Below are 19,398 nucleotides of genomic sequence, written 5' to 3' on the forward strand. Positions count from 1 at the left end.
ACATCACTCCGACCCGGCACACCCGGATCCTCGCTGAAAAGAGCACCCAGATCCCAGCCACGATCCACCGGAAAACCCGACACCATATCCCCACCCCGCACCACCACATCCCACAGGTCCGCCGGCGACGACACACCACCCGGGAAACGACACCCCATACCCACGATCGCAATCGGGTCGTCACCGGACCCGGTACGGGGGGCTGTCGGCGACCCGGCCAGGGCCACCGCCCAGGCCGCGGGACCGACCGGCGGACGATCCGCGAAGGCGTCCCCGCCGTGATCCCCGCTGCCGCCAGGGGCGTGATCGCCGCCGCTGTCAGGGGCGGCCGGCTCCGGCGCCGGCGCCGGCCGCACGCCCGTGAGCTCACCGGCCAGGAATCCGGCGAGCGCGGCCGGGGTGGGATGGTCGAAGACCACCGTGGTGGGCAGCGCCAGCCCGGTCCGATCCGCCAGCCGGGCACGCAGCTGCACCGCGGTGAGCGAGGTCGAGCCGAGCTCGCTCAGCGCCCGGTCGGCGGGGACCTGGTCGGCCTCGTCGTAGCCGAGCACCGCCGCGGTCTCCGCCCGCACCACGGCGAGCAGCAGCCGGCGCCAGTCGGCGTCGGACATCCCGGCCGGACGGCGCAGCGGGTCCGCTCCCCCACCGGTGTCCGCCGCACCGGCGGTCGACGAGGTGAGCGCTCCCTGCGCGCTCGCTCCCCGCGGGTTCGCCGCCCGCGGGCTCAGTGCGGCACCGGCCTCGGGCAGATCGGCCAGCAGCCGGCTGGGGCGTGCCGCGGTGAAGATCGGTGTGAAGCGGTCCCAGTCGACATCGGCCACGGTCCGCAGGCCCGCGGCGCCGCCGGCCCGCTCCAGCGCGGCGACCGCCAGCTCCGGGCGCAGCGGGCGGAGGCCGCGTTCCCGCAGGTGGCCGGCGATCTCGGGGTCGACAGCCATGCCGCCCTCCGCCCACGGCCCCCAGGCGAGAGCCGACGCGGCCAGCCCGCGCGCCGCACGGTGCGCGGCGACCGCGTCGAGGCAGGCGTTGGCCGCGCTGTAGGCGCACTGGCCGCCGCTGCCCCAGGTGCCCGCGATGGAGGAGAACAGGACGAACGCGTCGAGCTCCCGGGCCCCCAGCAGCTCGTCGAGGTGCCGCGCCCCCGCGACCTTGCCGGTGACCACGTCGGCGAACTCGGCGATGTCGATGTCGGGCAGCCCCGTGAACTGCCCGGCAACGCCGGCCGCGTGGACGACCGCCGTGAGCGGGCTGGTCGCCGGGATGGCCGCGAGCACGGCCGCCAGCGCGTCCCGGTCCGCCGCGTCGCAGGCGACCACAGTCACCTCGGCGCCCCGACCGGCGAGGTCGGCCACCAGGTCGGACGTGCCCGGCGCCGCCATGCCCCGTCGGCTGGTGAGAACGAGTCGGGCGGCCCCCCGGTCGGCGCACCAACGCGCCACCGCGGCACCCAACGCACCGGTCCCGCCGGTGATCAGTACGGTGCCGCGGGGCCGCCAGCCGACGCCGGCCGGGTCCGGGCGGGTCCGGATTAGTCGCCGTGCGAAGACTCCCGAGTCGCGGATCGCCACCTGGTCCTCGCCGGTCGCGCCGACGAGGACCGCCGCCAGCCGACGGGCCGCCGGGCCGTCGACAACCGGCGGCAGATCGACCAGGCCGCCCCACGAGCGCGGCAGCTCCAGCGCGGCGACCCGCCCCAGGCCCCACACCTGCGCCTGGACCGCGCTGAGCCCAGCAGCAGCCGTGACGGGTTCGGTGTCGGATGCGGTATCGCCCGTGGGAACGGCGTCACCTGTGGCGGACGGCCCATCCACACCGGGCGCGTCCTCAGCGGCAGCGGGGTCGCCGTCAGCGGGCTCGCCGTCAGCGGGATGGGCACCGACCAGGCCGGCTGGCATCGCCGCGTGCGTCGCGCACCACAGCGGCGCGTCGATTCCGGCGTCGCCGAGTGCCTGGAGCAGCGTCAGGGTGGCCGCGAGGCCCCGGGAGACGGCCGGATGGTCGGTCCGGTCGCGTTCGTCCAGGGCGAACAGGGAGAGCACCCCGGCCAGCGGACCGCCGCCGGTGTCCACCTCGGCCAGCAGTGCTGCCATCGTGTCACGCTCAGCCTCGCGGGAGTCCGTCCCTACCGGGAGCACCGCGATCACCTGACCGCCGCTCCCCTCGATGGCCCGCACGCACCCGTCCACGACCGCGCCGTCGACAACCGCTCCGTTCGTGGACGTGCCGTTCGTGGGCATGCCGTTCGCAGCCGTGCCGTTCGTGGGCGGGCCGCCAACGCCGTCCGCGGGGACCACCAGCAGCCACCGGCCAGGCGCGCCTTCGACGGGCGGCATCGCTACCGGCCGCCACACCGCCCGGTAGCTCCAGCTGTCGACGGCCTCCTGGCCACGACGGCCCGCCCGCCAGGCCGCGAGCGCGGGCAGCACCGTGTGCAACGGGGCGTCCGCGGGGACGTCCAGCACCTCGGTGAGGTCGCCTCGCGCCACCGCGTCCCAGAAGGTCCGCTCACCGGCCTCACCCGCCCGTTCCTGCGGGCCCGCCGCTCCCACGCCGCTGCTGGTGCCGGCCCCCGCGCCGGTCAGGCCGCCGGGGAGCGCCGGGGTGGAGAGGATGTCACCGAGCCAGAACCGCCGGTGTTGGAACGGGTAGGTGGGCAGATCCACCCGGCGTGCGCCGGTGCCGGCGAAGATCGCCGACCAGTCGACGTCCACGTCGCTCACCGCCAGGAGTGCCAGCGCGCGGGCCAGGGCCGTGTGCTCGCCGACGTCCCTACGCAGCGTCGGGACGAACACCGCGTCGGTGTCGCCCACCAGGCACTCCTGGCCCATTCCGGTCAGCACCGCGTCCGGGCCGATCTCGAGGAAGGTCCGCACGCCCCGTTCGTGCAGGCGGTCGATGCCGTCCCGGAAACGCACCGCGGACCGGACCTGGCGGACCCAGTAGTCGGCCGACCTGAGCTCGTCCGGGTCGGCGATCTGACCGGTGAGGTTGGAGACGAGGGGAATCTCCGGCGGACGCATGCTCAGGCCACGGACGAGCTCACCGAACTCGGCCAGCATGCCGTCCATATGCGCCGAGTGGAACGCGTGCGACACGTGCAGCCGGCTCGCCTTGCCGCCGTCCGCGCGCCACCGCCGCGCGATCTCCAGGACGGCCCGGGCATCACCGGAGAGGACCACCGACTCCGGCCCGTTCACCGCGGCGACGTCCACCTGGCCCGCGCCGGGGCCGGTCAGCCCACCCCACGCGGCGATCAGGTCGAGCGCCTGCGCCTCGGACGCGCGCAGCGACACCATCGCGCCCCCGCCGGGCATGGCCTGCATCAGCCGTCCGCGCGCCGCCACCAGCGCGCAGGCGTCGTCCAGGGAGAACACCCCGGCGACGTGGGCGGCGGCGAGCTCGCCGATCGAATGGCCCAGCAGGAGGTCCGGGCGCACGCCCCAGGAGCCCAGCAGGTCGACGAGGGCGACCTCCAGGGCGAACAGCGCCGGCTGGGTGTACTCGGTGCGGTCCAGCGCCGTGTCGGGCGGCACACGGTCGGTGTCGAACACGACGTCGCGCAGCGGGCGGGTCAGGTGCTGGCCGAAGGCGGCGCAGATCGCGTCGAAGGACTCGGCGAACACCCGGTGGCGACCGTACAGCTCGCGGCCCATGCCCAGCCGCTGGGCGCCCTGGCCGGTGAACAGGAAGGCGAGGCGATCGGTGTGGCGCGCGGGACGGGTCACACCCCGGATCAGCGACGCGGAAGGTTCCCCCGCGGCCAGCGCGTCAAGCCCGCGCAGCATGCCGGCGAGGTCCGCGGCGACGACGGCGGCGCGGTGCTCCAGTACGGCTCGGCCGGTCACCAGGGACCAGCCGACGTCCGCCAGGGCCGGTCGGGGCTCGGAGGTCACCCGGGCCAGCAGGCGGGCCGCCTGCTCGCGCAGCGCCGGCTCCGACCGGGCCGAGAGCAGAAACGGCAGGTGCCGGCCCAGCCCGCCATCGCCCGCCGCCGGGACGTCGGCCACCGAGACACCGGCCAGGGACACGCCGTCCAGGGAGGCACCGGCGACGGAGGCATCGGCGACGTGGGGCGCCTCCTCCACTATGACGTGGGCGTTCGTGCCGCTGACCCCGAACGCCGAGACACCGGCCCGGCGCACCCGGGCGGCCCGCGGCCACGGCACCGGCTCGGTCAGCAGACGCACCTGCCCGGCGGACCAGTCGACGCGGGATGCCGGCGCGTACACGTGCAACGTGCGCGGAAGCAGGCCATGCCGCAGCGCCAGCACCATCTTGATCACGCCGCCGAGGCCCGCGGCCGCGACGGTATGCCCGATGTTCGACTTGAGCGAGCCCAGCCACAGCGGCCGGTCGGCCGCGCGGTCCTGCCCGTACGTGGCGATGATCGCCTGTGCCTCGATCGGGTCACCGAGCCTGGTCCCGGTGCCGTGCGCCTCCACCGCGTCCACGTCGGACGGGGTGAGGGCGGCCCCGGCCAGTGCCGCCCGGATCACCCGTTGCTGAGCCGGCCCGCTGGGCGCCGTCAGCCCGTTGGACGCGCCGTCGGAGTTCACCGCGCTGCCCCGGACGACCGCCAGCACCGCATGGCCGTTGCGGCGGGCGTCCGACTGCCGTTCGAGCACGACCACCGCCGCGCCTTCGGCCCAGCCGGTGCCATCCGCCGCCTGGGCGAAGGACTTGCAGCGACCGTCCGGTGCCAGGCCCTGCTGGCGGCTGAACTCCACCAGCACGTCGGTGGTGGACATCACCGTGGCGCCACCGACCATGGCCAGCGTGCACTCACCGGCACGCAACGCCTGCGCCGCCAGGTGCAGGGCCGTCAGCGAGGACGAGCACGCCGTGTCCACTGTCACCGCCGGCCCTTCCAGGCCGAGGGTGTAGGCGACGCGGCCGGAGGCGACGCTGGGCAGGGTTCCGCTCATCAGGTGGCCCTCGACGGCGGCCGGGGCGGCCCGCCACGGCGGGCTGTAGTCGGCGACCGCGATGCCGGTGAACACTCCCGTCGAGCTGCCGCGCAGCGAGAATGGGTCGATACCGGCCCGCTCCAGCGCCTCCCACGAGACCTCCAGCAGCAGTCGCTGCTGCGGGTCCATTGCCAGCGCCTCCCGGGGCGCGATACCGAAGAAGGCCGCGTCGAAGCCGGCGACGTCGTCGAGGAAGCCACCCTGGCTGGTGTAGAAGGTGCCGGACCGGCTCGGGTCGGGGTCGTAGCCGGCGGCGAGATCCCAGCCGCGGTCGGTCGGCAGGTCGACGACGGCGTCACGCCCCTCGACAAGCAGCTCCCACAGGTCCTCGGGGCCCCGAACACCGCCGGGGAACCGGCACGCCATGGAGACGATCACGATGGGGTCGTCCACCGGATCCGGCCGGGCCTCGCCGCCGGGCGACGACCCGCCGGCGACGCCGGCGGACACCGATGTCCGCAGCACCCGGTCCCGCAGATAGCTCGCGAGACGTTCCGGCGACGGATGATCGAACAGCAGCGTGGCGGGAAGTGGCAGCCCGAGCTCCGTGCTCAGCGCGTCCCGGAAGCCGGCGGTGCTTCCACCGCCGAGCCCCAGCCGAGTGAAGGGAACACGAGGATCGAACGGGATCCGTTCGCCCTCGTCACCGACAGCGTGGACCAGGTTTCGGCGCAACAGGTCCAGCAGGACCCGGTGCTGTTCGACCTCCGGAAGACCGAGAAGCGTCTCCCGCCAGGTGGAACGGTGCTGTCCGGCCAACGATTCTCCCGGGATGAAGGTCCGACGCGTGAGGACAGGCCCCGGGCGGCGGATATCACCGACCAGGTGCAGGAATTCAGGCGGAGAGAAACGGCGACGGAATCAGACCGGGTACAAGGATCCGTCGACCGAACAGAACACGATCGCCCTGTCGGGGTTCAGATGACCGGACCGGTGGCGGCAGGGAGCAGGGGGCGGCGAGGTACCGTGCGAATCGGCGCGCACACCGACATGGAGAACGGCTGGTCAACGCGACATCATCGGCAGGGATCCGGCCAGCAACGTTCCACAGCGGGATCAACCCGCGGCACCACCTAAACCCGCGACGCCACCGCGAGCAGTGGATCCCCGGCGCGCGGATCCATACCTGCTTTCAGTCCCCCGCCTCGCGTTACCTGACCCGACCAGTTGGATGGACATCCCAGTCCACATTCCAATCGTTCCGAGAACAGTCACATCGCATGCATGTCAGCCCACCGCGCAGCCCGGGCTTCATATAGGAAGGCATCCAGAGGATAGGCACAGGGCGACGCCGTCCGCAAGCAAGTTCGCGCGTTGTTACGCGCCCGGACATCACCAGCGGACGGCATCGACGAATGAGCCCGAGCCACCTGGACGAAGGTCAATCCGACCGGAAAACCGTCGCTGACCTGGGCGAAGTGCGGTAGCCGATCACATGAGAATCCAGGTGTAGCCGCCGCTGTCGTCCGCCATGGTGACCACCGCGACGGCGACCAGATCGTCGCCTCTGACCGCGCAGTGGAAGCTCGAGCCGGCCGACAGACGCGGGTCCTCCGGGCAGGACACGATCACCGGGATCCCGGTCTGTCTTTCCACCTCCGCCGCGACGTCCTGCTGGACCCGGTCCCGGTTGAACACGGCAGTCGACGACCACACACTCCTCGTCAGCGGCTTGGCGAGGACAGCGCTCAGGAGCGTCAGCCCGACGCACAGGCCGAGGGCGGCCCAGGTCGTCCGGGGTGCGGGCCGCCGACGGAGCGCGCGGGCCAACAGATACGCCCAGGGCGCGATCAACGCCCAGGCCCAGTGCGCCGGATCCTCCCCGAGCACCCGCAGGAACCGGCGGTCGATGACCGCGACCAGCACGCCACAGCCCCAGCCGACGAGAAGTCCCAGCGATACCGCGGTGGCGATGCCGAGGCCCGGGAACATCACGCCGACGACCACGGCGGCGACCAGCCCGACGACCGGCACCGAGGCCGCCACCCAGGCGGTGGCCTCGGCTCTGGAATCACCCGACGCTCCCCCTGGTCCCGGCGCGGCCGGTCCGCGGTGCGTCCGCGCAGACGCCGGCGGCGGGGGCTGCCAGACCTGTCCGGGCCCGGTGAACCCAGACGCCGCAGGCCCTGGCATCACCGGGCCCGTTGGTTCTGGCCATGGTGCTGCGGGGCCCGGCCGAGACGGAGACGGAGACGGAGCAAAGGGCGACGCGGGCGGGTGAGGAGGCGGAGGCCACGGCCCGGGTGGAGTACCCGGGTTCTCCAGGCCATCGGACATGATGAACAACATCTCCTTCGAGGAAATCGGCCCGGTGGCCGGCACGCAACCCGGCGACGCCGCCGCGGTCAGTCATCTTCCCGCATCCGCAGCGGGCGCTTTTCACTGACCCGCACAACAGTGCGCCCGTCCGAGGCGAACGCCACCGCCAGCGCCTCGTCATGACGGCCGCCCGTACGATCACAGCCGAGCGGGTGCGGGGTAATCCGGATGGAAACATCCCACAGCTGCACCGCGGTATCCCCTGTGGAACTCGCAGGAATGTTCCCGTCCTGCGAGAAGAGCATCGCGCACACGCAGTCCTCACGACTGCGACCGTCGCCCGGCTGGTGCCACAGGGGTCCACCAGGCCGGCACGGCCCACTTCGAACACAAATCCCACAGCCGCACCGCGCCATCCCAACCGGCGCTGGCCAGAGTGCGACCATCCGGCGCGAACGCCACCGAGAACGCCTCGTCCGTGTGGCCCGTAAAGGAGCCGCTAAGCTGCCGAGTCTCGATCCCGTCCAGCACGTACCACAACCCGCAGACGGCCATCACCGCAGGCGAAAGCACCAGGCGCCCGTCCGGCGCGAAAGCCGCCGGCTCGGAACAGCTGTCGCTGGCTCGGGTAGAAACCGCTCGACATCCGAACCTCCGCCGAAACAGACCGCGATGCGGCGTACATGAACCGACATACATGAGCCTATCTGCCGATCACCCACTGATCTCTCATAAGCACATCAGCAGTCGATGCGTTCCGGCCTGGCCACGAATATCCGCCCGCCAGGCAGGCCCAGAGAAGTACCCTCAGACCCGCCGCAGCTTGTCCGGGTTGCGAACCGTGTCGATGCGGGCAATGCGTCCGTCGCTGACGACGAACGACAACACCGCGCGATGACCGTCGTCGCTGGGGAGCATCAGCCCGAGCTGGCCGTTCATCATGAATTCGACCGACAGGTGCGGGGACTCCCGGCCGAGCGCCGCCCACACCCGCGCGACCCGCTCCCGGCCGTGCAGCGGCTTGCGTAGCGCCGTCGCACGCCCGCCACCGTCCGAGGTCCAGACGACCTCCGGGTCCAGCACGGCGACGAGGCTCTCGAGGTCGCCCTCGGTGACCGCCTGCGCGAACGCCCGCACGGCGCGATCGTGCTCCGCGGGCGACGCGGCGAAACGCGGCTCTCCGTGCCCGCGCGCACAGCCCGAAGCGGAGCACGACGGTGTCGCCGTCGAAGAACTCACGTGCGTTGCGCTCAGCCGTCAGCGCGGATGTCGTCGGGCCACCACCGGCGACCGGCGCGTCCTCGTCGAGCCACCCGTCGCCGCCGTCGGCGTACACGAACGAGATCGACTCCTGCACCAGCCTGCGCGCCCCGGCGCGCCCTGGGCGGCGCGGGCGGTCGCCTCCGACGCCACGACACGCAGCCGATCGTTCTCCTCCCAGGCGGTCGGATCGGCCATGCGTTCGACGCCGGGAATGTGGGTCAGCAGGTTGACGACGACGTCCGACCTGTCGAACGCACGGCGCAGCGACGCCTCGTCGAACACGTCCGCCTCGACGGCCCGCGCCCCGATGCGCTCAAGCTGCTCCCGACCGCGGGCGGAACGGGTCAGCCCCCGGACCTGGTAGCCGGCGGTCAGCAGCTCACGGACGAGCCGCCGCCCGATGACACCCGCGGACCCGTTGATCACAATCTCGTCCATGCTGCCCTGACGACGCAGACAGCGTGATCGTGACATCCGGGGTCGGCTGGGCGGTAACCGGGCGGCGGCCGGTGCTCAGCTGGTACAGCCGTAACCGTCGCCGTCTCGGTCAAGGTCGAACGGGTCTGGCGGGGTGACGCGCAGCGGGCCACGGATGTAGTTCGGGCCGTCGCCTTTGCCGCCCGCGCAGTCGTAGTCGCCGATGCCGCTGCGTAGGCAGGTTTCCGGGTAGGACGGCTCGCACCCGGCACGCGGGTCCGGCGCGGGGGCCGCGGCCGGAGGCGGCGCGGCCTGTGGCGGCACTGCCTGTGGCGGCGCGGCAGCGGCCGTCGGCTGCTGGACGGCCGCCGCTGGCTGCTGCGGCGCGGCAGCCGGTGCAGGCTGGACCGCAGCCGCCGCGGTCGAGGTGGTCGGCGGCGACGCCGGCGACACCGACCTGTCGGAGGGCCTCCCGGCCGCCGTGCTCGCGGGCGCCTGCGGCACGAACGTCGCCGACGTGACGGCTGCCGTCGGGCTGACCGACGTGATTGTCGCCGTGAGGGTGCCACCGGCGCTCGGGGACGTCATGGAAAGCGGGCTGGGCCGCCCCAGTACCGCGGAGGCCGCGACGACCGATCCGTCGCTCTCATCCGCCTCCTCGGTCGGCATCAGGGCAGCACTCACCAGGAAGACGAGCAGGGCGACGGCCGTCACGCCCGCGGCCGTCCGGCGGTCCCGGATCCGCGCCCAGGCGAGTCCCCGCCGGGCGAACGCGATCAGGCCCACCACGAAGCCGATCAGGGCGAAGAACACCAGGAACCCGAGAAGCGTCGTCACAGCTCGACCTCACTTCCGCGGCGAGCGGGCCGGCCGCGACGGACCGGCGTGCTCATGCGAAGGACACCGCCATCGGGCGTGCCTCGTTTCCCTGCGAGAAGGCCTCGGCGCCCGCACTCCAACAGACCGCATGTCGTTGTCAATCTCTTTTTCCCCCGTACGCTCATTCAAATAAGAGCGGGTCAGGGTATCCCCCGGGCTCAGGCAGCGCCGATCCAGGGGGCGTCTGCCACCGTGGCGGGCCCGGCATCACGCCGCCAGCACCATCACCCAGGTGACCGGGGCAGATCGCTGTGAGCTCGATGGCTCGGGCGGCGGGGAACCCGGCCGGCACGTCGTGCCGTGGCCGAGCGCACCCCCGACGCCGTCGATGTATCGGAGCAGGAGCTGGCACGCCAGATCGTTGACGCCGAACAACTGCGCATGGCCACCGAGGCCGCCACGGGCTGAACCAGCCAGGGACTCGCCATGCTCAACCCATCAGGCCGTCAACGGTCAGAAGAGCACGCTGCCGGTGGGTGATTCACCGAGGCGGAAGCAGGTGTCGTTGTCGCGCAGGTAGCCGAAGGTGAACGCCTGGGCGCGCTGGCGGGACGTGCCGTGGGCGCCATCCGACGTGGCGGTTTCGCGGTCGAACCAGCCCCGGTCACGGTTGTCGCCGAGGCCGAAGAACAGCACGACGCCGGAGAGGGCATCGCCGAGGTCGAGCCGGTCGGCGTCGGCGGCCGTGCGGGCCTGGCCGCCGGCAAGGCAGTCGGCCTGGTTCTCCTCCGAGCGGGAAACCACTCCGGTGCGGCCGGAGAGGGTGGCGGCCCGGTGAGCCAGCTCGTGCATCAGCACATACATCGGGTAGGACGGGCCACCGGTGTCGTGCAGTTCGGTCATGAAGTCGACGCTGTACGCGATGGTGTCGTCGAGTGGGCAGTAGAGGGCGTTGTCGGCGAACGCGGCCGGGTCGGATTCGCCCTGCGCGCAGGCGATCGGTGGGATCTCCCCGTCGCGGTAGGAGATGTAGTGAGGTGAGGTCCACTTCTCACCCAACTCGCCTGCCCAGTAGGTGTTCACCGCGCCGGGGCAGCCCGCGGGCTCGGCGATGATCGCCTCGACGTCCTGCACCGTTTCGACGGCGCCTCCGCAGCTTCCGGCGGGCAGTGCCTGCTGGCCGGCGGAAGCCACGATGCCGTCCGAGTCGGATGTCGAGTCCAGCCCGGCGCAGCCCGTCAGCAGACCGCTCCCCAACGCGGCGGCGACAGCGCCTGCCAGAAACGTGTGTCTGATCCCCATAACGTTCACCGTAGGGATCCCGACGGTCAGAGTGCCCGGTCCGTCGGCACACAGACAAAGCGGACCAGCCAGGGCGTGCACTTGCGGGCTCAGCAGCAGCTTCGCGACTGGGCGCCATCGGATCTGACCGCGTCGGGCAGCAGCGATTGCGGCTTGGCCGGCGGCAGCCAGCCCGGCTCTTCGGAGTCGATGGGGCCGCCGCCGTCTCCCGCCTCACCCACAATGAGCCAATGCGAGAGGATCTTCGCGAGGAACTGGCACGGCGGGCAGAGGCCGACCAGCGAGTGCGGAACGCCTGGCTGGCCCTCACTTCAACCCGGCACGGCGGCCCCACCGGCCGCGACGGCGCAGCCGAGGCAGTCGAGCGTGAGGCACTCGCTGATCGGATGCGCGAGATTGACGCGAACAACACCGCTTGGCTTCGGGCAGTCATCGCCGAGCACGGCTGGCTGGGAGAGAGCCTGGTCGGGCCGGTCGGAGCGAGCGATGCCTGGCTGATCGCCCAGCACGCCGACCATGACCCCGAATTCCAGGCGGAGTGCCTGGAGCTCCTGCGAGCCGCAGCCACGGCCGGAGACGCATCCACGACGCACCTCGCCTACCTGACCGATCGGGTGCTCTGCGCGCGCGACGAGCCACAGATCTACGGGACCCAGTTCTGGCGCGGACCACAGGGCACCGACGCCCTCGGCCCTCGCCCCATCGCCGACCCGGAACATCTCGACGCCCGCCGCGCCGCGGCCGGCCTGGATCCCTTTGCCACCTACCTGGCTCACATGACGGACTGAGCCTCAGGCGAACGTTCCGCATCCGAGATGACACGTACAGCTTGTCGTCTCGCATGTCCAAAACCCCGGTGACACCACAGGGGTACCGCCGAGCAGGGGTGTGCCTGACGAAGGCTCAGCGCCCGAGGCCGATCTCGGTGGTCGTCGTAAAAGGCGGGCTGGGCCAGCCCAGCACCCCGGACGCCGCGACCGCAGATCCGTCGTAGTCGTACTCGTCCTCGGTGGGCATCAGGGAGACAGCAAACAGGAAGACGAGCAGGGAAACGACCGTCATCTCCCCGGCCGTGCGGCGGTCGCGGATCCGTTCCCAGGCGACTCCCGGCTGGACGAGCGACATCAGGGCTCAGGTGACACCGATCCAGAGGTGGCCGCTCACGGGAGACTCCGCAGCCGGGCCACCTCGTCCGAGTCGATCCGCAGGCCTGCGGTCAGAGCGCGCTCAATAATGCCCTGCGCCGCCTCGGCAGCCATTCGGAGCCGGTTCCCGGAGATGTCGCCGATCAAGGGCTTGTGGGAGTCGGGAAGCAGCTTGGTCAGATGGTCGAGGCTATAGTAGGCAATCTGTAGTGCACACCCCGCCGGCACACCCTGTTCAAGGTGGCCGACGGCGACCTCGACCGTGTTTCCAAGGATTTCGAGCAGCGCCTCGACCGCGGCGACGTTTGCCGGGAATTCGTCGGATCGCAGTAGGCGCCCGACCACCGGAACATATTCGACGGACAACATCGCCAGCACGGCGTCGGCAGCAGGATCCGGGGGCCCGCCCCGCATGATCAATTTGGCCCGCCCCGTCGAGTCGACTCTTTCGAAGGCAACACGGTGAACATCGTCCAGGGTTACCGTCACGGGATTCGTAAACCCCAGCCTCCTGAACAGCGCCAAGGTCGATGCCGAGATCGGGAAGTCCTTCGGACTTTCCCTGTCACCCTCGAACTGGTTTTCTTCGGCCCAGTTCGCATAGCCCGCCACTCGGCTCAGGGTGCGCCTGACGATGCCCTCGTCGCCGGCCTCCACCTGCCCAGGCAGGTCGCGGGCCACGCTCGCCACGAACCTGTAGCACGCCCCCAGGCTGTGGCGCCCGCTGATCGACTCGATGGTCATGTCAAGGCGCGCCGAGTCCTCGGGAGCCAGATCGCCGAGCCCCACTCGGCGCAGCCGGTGCATCACGTAGGCCCGGACCTCCGCCGCGACCAGATCTTGAACGGTCGCGATCACGTCCTCATACTGCGCGAGTGTCCAGGGTCCAGCGAAGATCTCGGCCACGGAAAGGTCCAGAAAGGCCAACCGCTCCACCGACGTTCCTTCACCGGCAACATACCAGGAGACATCTCGGATATCGCCGATGACAGGTGGCCGACTCTCACCGTCGGGCCACATGAAAGCGCTCGCGGGAGAAGCTGGATGAACGCGCAGAAAACCAGAGTCGACCACGCGATCGAGATAATCCACCTGGAAACCAGGAGTTAAAGGGCGCGACCAGGACGGATCCACCACGGCGGGTATGGGGTCATGGCACGGCGCGTACATCGTCAACGCGTCGAGGACCGCGAGACAGGTCATGTCACAGCGTCGCAGATCCTCCACCAGCACGCCCGTCTCCACAATCGGAAAGAACCTGAGCACAGCGCCGTCGATGCCAACCTGTTCAGGGCCGGACGTTGAGCGTTCCGCCGGTCCTGCCGCCGAGGCGGCGGGGTTGTCCGCGGGAGCGACGGGGTGGCCGGACAGCGCGACACACCGGGCGCACCGGGACCCCAGCTTCAGATCCAGTTGACTGCGGTTGAGCGCGACGAAACTGCCACCACATTCCGCGCAGTCGGGCTTCTCGTGCGTGGCGACGCACAACGTGCGGATGTACTCGTCAAGCCGGACCGTCCGCCCTTTCGTCCTCGCGCGGATCTCGGCGACCTTGACGGCCCACGCGGGATAACCCGGGAGGTAGACGCTGTACGAGTGCCGCCAGTAGTCGAGCGCCACACCCGCAGCCTCGGGATCAGTGGTGGTGACTGTGACTGTCAGCAAGGGCAGATGGAACACCGTCTGAGCGTCTGCCGCCCGCGGTGTGGAGTCCTCGACCTGGGCCAAAGGTTCACCTCCCGAATATAGGAATTCTACCGATCCCATCACGTTTGACAGCAGTGAGTGCGGCACGGCAGGCGGCAGCCCCCGCCGCCGTATCACCGGGCATCGACGCCGAGCCGACCGGCGTAGCGCGCATGGACCGCACGGATTCGGCGTGCAGGCCCGACCAGAGGTCCAGCCAGGCCGACCACCACCTGGCCGGATCTGCCGCACGGTGTGCCCGGTAGGAAGCCGAGACCATGGCTCCGACGCCGACACGCCGAAGTGCGGCACGCACACGTTCGGTCTGCTCAGCGGTCAGCGCGTACGAGGCGCGCAGCCCGCGAGCCGCCAACGCGTCCGCAAGCGGTAGCAGGTCCTCGGGCACCATGCGTCCCCGCCGCGACGCGGCGGCCGGCCGGCGGGGCCGCCGCGTTCTCCTTCTGGGAGAACGCGAGGTAGATCTACAGAAGGTCGTCGGTCCTGAGGACTGGGGAGCCCGGTCCTGGACCGACGTCTCCGCCTCTGATGACATCGGGGCTGGCTCCGCTTCTTCCACCGAGCCCGGAGGGCAGACGATGCGGTAGCGGTTCGATCGGCGGCCGCCGCCCCGCTCGGTCGCCAGAATGCCGATGGCCTCCAGCGCACGCACCGCGCGCCGGGCCGTCGATTCCGAGACCTCGGCCCGCGCGGCGAGTGTGGGCATCGATGGGAAGGCACCCGACCAGTCCTCCGCGTCGAGGTAGTAGGCGATCGCGAGCAGCGTGGAACGCAGCACGCGCACCGACACCATGCGCCCGCAGACGACGGTCGGGACGAGCCGGATCGCGCGAACATGGGAGTAGAGCGCGGATACGGCGGAACGTTGTGGAATGCTAGAGGCCACGGTTCGGACTCCTGGTTTGGCAGGGTGCGGATCGAGGCCCCGTTCGGTGCTCGTAACACCGGGCGGGGCCGCCCCATCGATGGGGATGATCCACGTTAGCCCGCAAAACGGGCCGCACTCACCAGCCTTCCTCTGCGACCACAACAAAACCACATCTCGCGCAGGTGGCGAGCAATATCTCCAGCATCAGTTCGATATAATCTAGTGAATAATAAAATTCACGACGACGAGACGGGCCGGCTGACTGCAGGCGAGTGAGCGCGGCCGGTCGGACGAGCACGGACTACCGGTCGAGTACCACGGGCCGCCGGTAGAGCCGGGCCTCGCCCGCCGCCAAGCGGCGGCCGGCTCCGCTCAGCGGCAGCAGGCCACACTGACGAAGCGGTCGACGGCCCGCCGGCCCTGACCGGAGGTGGCCCGATCAGTTCAATGCCCAGAGGCGCACCGTGAAGTCGCCGCTGCCGCTGGCGATCGTCCGTCCATCCGGCGCGAACGCCACCGAGTAGACGTAGCTGGCGTGATTGGTGAGCGGAGACGCCACGGGGACCGGCACACCCGGTTCTGTGACATCCCACAGCCGTACCGTGAAGTCGCCACTGGCGCTGGCGAGGGTCCGCCCGTCCGGCGAGAACGCCACCGAGAACACGTACTCCGTATGACCGGTGACTGGTGCCCCGAGCGGCCGGGGCGCAGCCAGGTCAGTCACGTCCCACAGCCGCACCGTCTTGTCGTCACTGGCACTGGCCAGGACATGCCCGTCCGGCGAGAACGCCACCGACCGCACGGGGTTGGTGTGGCCGGTGAGCGCCGGGCCCAGTGAACGGGGTGCGTTCCGGTTGGTGACATCCCATAGCCGCACCGTGTAGTCGCCGCTGGCGGTGGCGATGGTCCGCCCGTCCGGCGAGAACGCCACCGAGAACACGTAGTCCGTGTGACCGGTGAGCGCGGATTCCAGCAACCGGGGCGCAGCCACGTCGGTCACATCCCACAGCCGCACCGTGTTGTCGTCACTGGCGCTGGCGAGAGTCCGCCCGTCCGGCGCGAACGCCACCGAATACAGGCCTTCGGCGTGGCCGGTGAGCGGGGCGCCCAGGGGACGGGGCGCATCTCGGTCCGAGACGTCCCACAGCCGCACCGTGCTGTCCCAACCGGCGCTGGCCAGAGTGCGTCCGTCCGGCGAGAAATCCACCGAGAACACGTAGCCGGTGTGACCGGTGAGCGGAGAGCCCAGCGGGCGGGGCGCGCTCCGGTCGGTGACATCCCACAGCCGCACCGTGCTGTCCCAACTGGCGCTGGCCATGGTGCGGCCATCCGGCGACAACGCCACCGAGGACACGACGTTGGTATGACCGGTGAGCGCGGAGCTCACCGGGCGGGGGTTGAGGGGGGCGATGGGCCCGGGGTTCGCCGTCGGCGCCTGGGAAGCCGTCGATCGCCTGGAGGCCGTGGGCGTCGTCGAGGTGGGTGTGCCGGCCGACGCACCGGAGGCGGGAGATTCTCCGGCTGAGAGTGCGGCGGGATCCCCTCCCGTCGGAAGGGTCAGGGCGAGGATGACACCGACGATGGCGAGCAGGGCCGCCGCGGCGGCAGCAGGCAGGCGGAACCGCCGAGGCAGGGATCGACCGGGGCGCCAGGTGCGTGCTTCACGTGTTGCCCCGTCCGAGTCTGATGCGACGTCCGGGGTGGACGGGTGGGCGGCCCGCTGGGTGGGGAGGTCCGAGGTGCTGTCCGGCTGTGGCTCGGCGCCGTCCGGGATGTGCGGCGCCAGTACACGGGTGGCGGGCGCTTCGGCCGCGGCTCGGACAGCGTCGTCAATGCTGAGTCCGATGCCGGCGCGGTCGGACCAGCCCTGGCTGCACACCGCGGCGGCCGCCGCGGCCAGGTCCAGGGCGAAGGCGCGCGCCGATGGATGCCTGTCGGCCGGATCCTTCGCCAGGCAGCGCATCACCACCTCGGCGATCGGTTCCGCCACACCCGTCGGCGGGGCGGGCATGACGTTGAGGTGATGATGGATGAAACCCGCGGCGGGCAGCGCCGGGTCGAAGGGCGGGTCGTCCCCCAGCAGTTCGTAGAGCATGATGCCGAGCGCGTAGAGGTCGGTCGCCGCCCCGAGCTGGCCGCCGAGGATCTGTTCCGGCGCCATGTAGCGAGGGGTGCCGCTCACCGCGCTCGCGGTGGTCACCGTCCCCTGCGCGATCTTGGCGATGCCGAAGTCGGCCACCTTGGGCCGGCCAGCCGCGTCGAAGAGAACGTTCGACGGCTTGATGTCGCGGTGCAGCACCCCACGCCCATGGGCGTAGGACAGGGCGGCCGCCACCGCCAGCCCCACCGCGCAGCCCGCCTCGACCGTCATGTCGTATTCGCGGGTGGTCAGCGGGCCACCGGCCAGCAGCTCCATCACCAGCAGATGAAGATCACCAATGGTGAGGGCGTCATAGACCCGGATGATGTGGGGATGATCCAACGAGGCCAGCACCCGGGCCTCGCTCCAGCTACGCCCGGCGACGCCACCCTGGTCCGCGGGCAGAATCTTGATCGCCACATCGCGGCCCAGCTCGCGATGCCGCCCGGCCAGCACCAGCCCGAACGCACCCCGCCCCAGCCGGCCCCCGATCTCGTATCCCGGTAACGCCGCCGCGATCTGGGCCTTGTCCTCAATCATGAGGCGGCCCCGGCCCCGGTCCCGGCCTCGCATCGAGGAAAACTGCCCTCGTACGCCACTCCGCCCCCCAAGGACCGTCACGCAACGCGTCCGATCCTAGCGGGCCTCGGCACAATCCCGATCACATCCGACCGATGACAACAAACTGTTGCGCTGAGATGCCGACTCACGGCGGCATTGTCACGGCCCGACAGAACGCCGGCGCACCACCAGCTTTCGGTGGGCGGATCAGTCCGGGGCGTTCCCGTCGCGGTGGCTGTCGTAGACGGTGGTCCCGGCTTTGATGGTCTCCTCCACCACGAGGTCCCGGATGGTCTCCGCGGGCACCGTCAGGGGATTTCGGTCGAGGATGACGAGGTCGGCCAGCTTGCCCACCTCGATGCTGCCCTTGGTGTCCCGTTCGAAGTACTGGTGGGCGGCGTTGATGGTGATCGCCTTCACCGCGTCGAGGGCGGACACACACTGGTGGGCACCGAGGGTGTGGTTCGAGCGGGTGGCCCGCGTGACCTGGCTGGCCAGGATCGCAATCGAGTTCGGCAGCGCGACCGGTGCGTCATGGTGGCTGGTGTAGAGCAGCTGGCGGTCCAGCGCCCACCTGGCCGGGGAGATGTTCTCCGCGCGTTCCTCGCCGAGCACGGTGCTGCGATACCAGTCGCCCCAGTAGTAGGTGTGCATGGAGAAGAAGGACGGGATGATCCCGAGCTCCGCGAAGGCGTCGAGCTGGTCCGCCCGGGCGGTCTGGGAGTGGATCGCGACCGTCCTGCGGTCGGCGGGTCCCAGAGCCGCCGTGGCATTCCGTATGGCGGCGATGAACTGGTCGATGGCCGCGTCCCCGTTGACGTGCGCGAGGACCTGCCAGCCCCGCTCGAAACCGGCCCGCACCTGCCGTTCGGCCACGTCGTCGGTGATGACGGGGTAACCGGCGTAGTCGGCGCCGGTGCCGGGCGGTGGAGTGAGGTAGGGCCGGGTCAGCCAGGCGGTGCGGCCCTGCGGCGAACCGTCCAGGAACATCTTGATTCCCGCTGCCCGCAGGCCGGCACTGTATTCCTGGGCTTCCTGGAGCCGATCCGGATCCTGCACGGCTTCGTCCGCCTTGACGTACACGACCAGGTCAATGGGAAGCCCGGCGGGGAACTCCGTCGCGGCCTTGCGCATAGCGGCCAGCTGGTCGAGCGTGGCGGCCCCCTCCTGCACGGTGGTGAAACCGAAACTCGCGGCCCTCCGTAGCCCCCTGGGCAGGAACTGGGCCTGGTCGTCGGCGTGCATGCCCGCGATCGCCCTGGCCGCGGCCGGGTTGAACGCGTTCTCCTCCAGAACACCGTCGGGTGTCCCGTACTGCGGCGCCGCATCCTGGCGCCGGATCACCCCGCCGGCCGGGTTCGGTGTGCCGGCGCCGTATCCGAGAAGCTCAAGTCCACGGCTGTTGACCGCGCCCAGATGGAACGACTGATGAATGGCGAGGACCGGCCGGTCGGTGGACACCAGGTCCAGCTCGTCACGGGTCGGATGCCGCGTCTCGGCGAGCATCGAGTCGTCGTAGCCGAAACCGATGATCCATTCGGAGCGCCGGCCCACCTCGCTCACCGCGAACTCCGCCAGCGCGTCCCGCAGCGACGCGATCGTGGTGACATTCCCGTCGGGTTCGGCGAGCAGGTTGGCGACGGACGCCTGGAATCCGGTACCGGTCAGGTGACCGTGTGCGTCGATGAAGCCCGGCAGCAACGCCCGGCCGCGAAGATCGCGCAGCTGGGTATCCGCGCCCCGCCAGTCCGCCAGCGCCCGGGAGCGGTCGCCGACGAACACGATCCGGCCCGCCTTCACCACCACCGCCTCCGGTGAACCCGCGTTCACCGGGGTGTCCGCGACGGTGACGATCGGCCCTCCGAAGAAGATGACGTCCGCGTGGCCGGGCACCACGCCAGGTACCGCACGGCCCGCCGCCGTATTGACCGCCACAGCCCCACCCCTCACAGC

The 19,398-nt window shown here is 70.9% G+C and carries 14 protein-coding genes; 1 reads left to right on the forward strand and 13 read right to left on the reverse strand.

The annotated features are described in order from the left end of the window. From AWX74_RS40400 to AWX74_RS33835, 8 genes are all read right to left on the reverse strand, one after another. On the reverse strand, positions 1–5,726 hold a 5,726-nt coding region (locus AWX74_RS40400), incomplete at its 3' end, for a type I polyketide synthase (protein ID WP_165615904.1). Between the two features lie 672 nt (positions 5,727–6,398). After that, positions 6,399–6,941 carry a DUF4333 domain-containing protein gene (locus AWX74_RS33805; RefSeq protein ID WP_242666542.1) on the reverse strand — a complete coding sequence of 181 codons (543 nt, stop codon included), beginning with the start codon at positions 6,939–6,941 and terminating at the stop codon, positions 6,399–6,401. 371 nt (positions 6,942–7,312) lie between these two features. Beyond that, positions 7,313–7,531 (reverse strand): hypothetical protein, encoded by a 219-nt coding sequence (locus AWX74_RS33810; RefSeq protein ID WP_091284984.1) that lies wholly within the window; start codon positions 7,529–7,531, stop codon positions 7,313–7,315. Positions 7,532–7,547: 16 nt separating this feature from the next. Then, positions 7,548–7,925, reverse strand: coding sequence for a WD40 repeat domain-containing protein (locus AWX74_RS42325; RefSeq protein WP_091284986.1), 378 nt, complete (start codon positions 7,923–7,925; stop codon positions 7,548–7,550). Between the two features lie 108 nt (positions 7,926–8,033). Then, positions 8,034–8,363 carry a nuclear transport factor 2 family protein gene (locus AWX74_RS33820; protein WP_242666543.1) on the reverse strand — a complete coding sequence of 110 codons (330 nt, stop codon included), beginning with the start codon at positions 8,361–8,363 and terminating at the stop codon, positions 8,034–8,036. A gap of 120 nt (positions 8,364–8,483) precedes the next feature. Continuing rightward, positions 8,484–8,927 (reverse strand): SDR family oxidoreductase, encoded by a 444-nt coding sequence (locus tag AWX74_RS33825; protein WP_207550477.1) that lies wholly within the window; start codon positions 8,925–8,927, stop codon positions 8,484–8,486. A 75-nt stretch (positions 8,928–9,002) separates the two neighbouring features. Beyond that, a complete protein-coding gene (locus tag AWX74_RS33830; RefSeq protein WP_091284992.1) occupies positions 9,003–9,743 on the reverse strand; it encodes a hypothetical protein in 741 nt (246 codons plus the stop codon). 495 nt (positions 9,744–10,238) lie between these two features. Beyond that, positions 10,239–11,027 carry a neutral zinc metallopeptidase gene (locus AWX74_RS33835; protein WP_091284995.1) on the reverse strand — a complete coding sequence of 263 codons (789 nt, stop codon included), beginning with the start codon at positions 11,025–11,027 and terminating at the stop codon, positions 10,239–10,241. Positions 11,028–11,257: 230 nt separating this feature from the next. Here AWX74_RS33835 and AWX74_RS33840 point away from each other — a divergent pair, with 230 nt between their 5' ends. After that, on the forward strand, positions 11,258–11,815 hold the full coding sequence (locus AWX74_RS33840) for a DUF6624 domain-containing protein (RefSeq protein WP_091284996.1): 558 nt from the start codon (positions 11,258–11,260) through the stop codon (positions 11,813–11,815). Between the two features lie 115 nt (positions 11,816–11,930). Here AWX74_RS33840 and AWX74_RS33845 read toward each other — a convergent pair whose 3' ends face one another. The 5 genes from AWX74_RS33845 to AWX74_RS33865 form a co-directional block, all read right to left on the reverse strand. Then, positions 11,931–12,152 carry a hypothetical protein gene (locus tag AWX74_RS33845; RefSeq protein WP_091284999.1) on the reverse strand — a complete coding sequence of 74 codons (222 nt, stop codon included), beginning with the start codon at positions 12,150–12,152 and terminating at the stop codon, positions 11,931–11,933. A gap of 35 nt (positions 12,153–12,187) precedes the next feature. Further along, positions 12,188–13,900: a hypothetical protein gene (locus AWX74_RS33850; protein WP_091285001.1), complete on the reverse strand. Its 1,713-nt coding sequence runs from the start codon at positions 13,898–13,900 to the stop codon at positions 12,188–12,190. Positions 13,901–13,904: 4 nt separating this feature from the next. Then, positions 13,905–14,762, reverse strand: coding sequence for a helix-turn-helix domain-containing protein (locus AWX74_RS33855; RefSeq protein WP_131799606.1), 858 nt, complete (start codon positions 14,760–14,762; stop codon positions 13,905–13,907). A 421-nt stretch (positions 14,763–15,183) separates the two neighbouring features. Next, positions 15,184–17,424 (reverse strand): WD40 repeat domain-containing serine/threonine protein kinase, encoded by a 2,241-nt coding sequence (locus AWX74_RS33860; protein WP_091285133.1) that lies wholly within the window; start codon positions 17,422–17,424, stop codon positions 15,184–15,186. A 228-nt stretch (positions 17,425–17,652) separates the two neighbouring features. Next, a complete protein-coding gene (locus AWX74_RS33865; protein ID WP_165615906.1) occupies positions 17,653–19,380 on the reverse strand; it encodes an amidohydrolase in 1,728 nt (575 codons plus the stop codon). Between the last annotated feature and the right edge of the window lie 18 nt (positions 19,381–19,398).

Source organism: Parafrankia irregularis, from assembly GCF_001536285.1.
GTDB classification, from domain to species: Bacteria; Actinomycetota; Actinomycetes; order Frankiales; family Frankiaceae; genus Parafrankia; species Parafrankia irregularis.

Coding starts and splice junctions, on each gene's coding strand:
- AWX74_RS33810 (WP_091284984.1), bottom strand. CDS start 7,531: ATGCTCTTCTCGCAGGACGGGAACATTCCTGCGAGTTCCACAGGGGAT.
- AWX74_RS42325 (WP_091284986.1), bottom strand. CDS start 7,925: ATGTATGTCGGTTCATGTACGCCGCATCGCGGTCTGTTTCGGCGGAGG.
- AWX74_RS33825 (WP_207550477.1), bottom strand. CDS start 8,927: ATGGACGAGATTGTGATCAACGGGTCCGCGGGTGTCATCGGGCGGCGG.
- AWX74_RS33835 (WP_091284995.1), bottom strand. CDS start 11,027: ATGGGGATCAGACACACGTTTCTGGCAGGCGCTGTCGCCGCCGCGTTG.
- AWX74_RS33840 (WP_091284996.1), top strand. CDS start 11,258: ATGCGAGAGGATCTTCGCGAGGAACTGGCACGGCGGGCAGAGGCCGAC.
- AWX74_RS33845 (WP_091284999.1), bottom strand. CDS start 12,152: ATGTCGCTCGTCCAGCCGGGAGTCGCCTGGGAACGGATCCGCGACCGC.
- AWX74_RS33860 (WP_091285133.1), bottom strand. CDS start 17,424: ATGATTGAGGACAAGGCCCAGATCGCGGCGGCGTTACCGGGATACGAG.